Genomic DNA, 633 nt, shown 5'->3' on the forward strand with positions numbered 1-633 from the left:
GCTGTTTGAAACACCCCAACAGGGTACTGAGAAGCCGCTACGCCAAAGGCAATCTCCATCGACAATGCCGTTCGATCGGGCATTTGAATCGCGGTGTACAAACGGGTTTTCCGTTCAATGAAGGTTGCCACACAGCCTTTGCTTTTCCCACGACCAGACACCACCGTATCTAGCTCCCAGTGTCCAAAGGTGTCCCGGGAACGGATCTCCTTGGGGCGTTCGGAAATCGACTTACCCACGGCAAACTTCCCTCGTTTTTCAGCAGGCTGTTGCCGTTTACCTTTGTGTCGTAGCACCTTCACGTCCGCTTGGGCAAGGCGGCCTGCATAGAGCCAGCGATAGATGGTTTTGCAGCACACGGTGGGCTGGCCTTCTGCTCTAAAACGCTCCACGATCTGCTCAGGTGACCATGTCGCATGCAACTTCTCTTCGAGCTCTACCGCTTGTTCCTCTGTCCATTTGCCTTGGGGTACAGAGGCTCTACGGCGCTGCTCGTAAGCATGTTGGGAGCGCTGTGCATCGTAGGGCTCTAGCTCAGCATTCCGACGAATTTCCCGGCAAATGGTCGCATGATGTCGCCCCAGCTCCTCAGCGATGGCTCTTGAACTTTTCCCCTGCTGATGCAGGATTTCT

1 protein-coding gene is annotated in these 633 nt (G+C 55.0%); it reads right to left on the reverse strand.

Features of this window, described 5'->3' with window-relative positions; translation table 11 throughout:
• The coding region (locus L693_RS0107920) for an IS30 family transposase (RefSeq protein ID WP_025716799.1) at positions 1 to 633 on the reverse strand (633 nt) is incomplete at both ends.

Origin of the sequence: Paenibacillus sp. 1-18, assembly GCF_000520755.1 — a bacterium.
GTDB classification, from domain to species: domain Bacteria; phylum Bacillota; class Bacilli; order Paenibacillales; family Paenibacillaceae; genus Paenibacillus; species Paenibacillus brasilensis.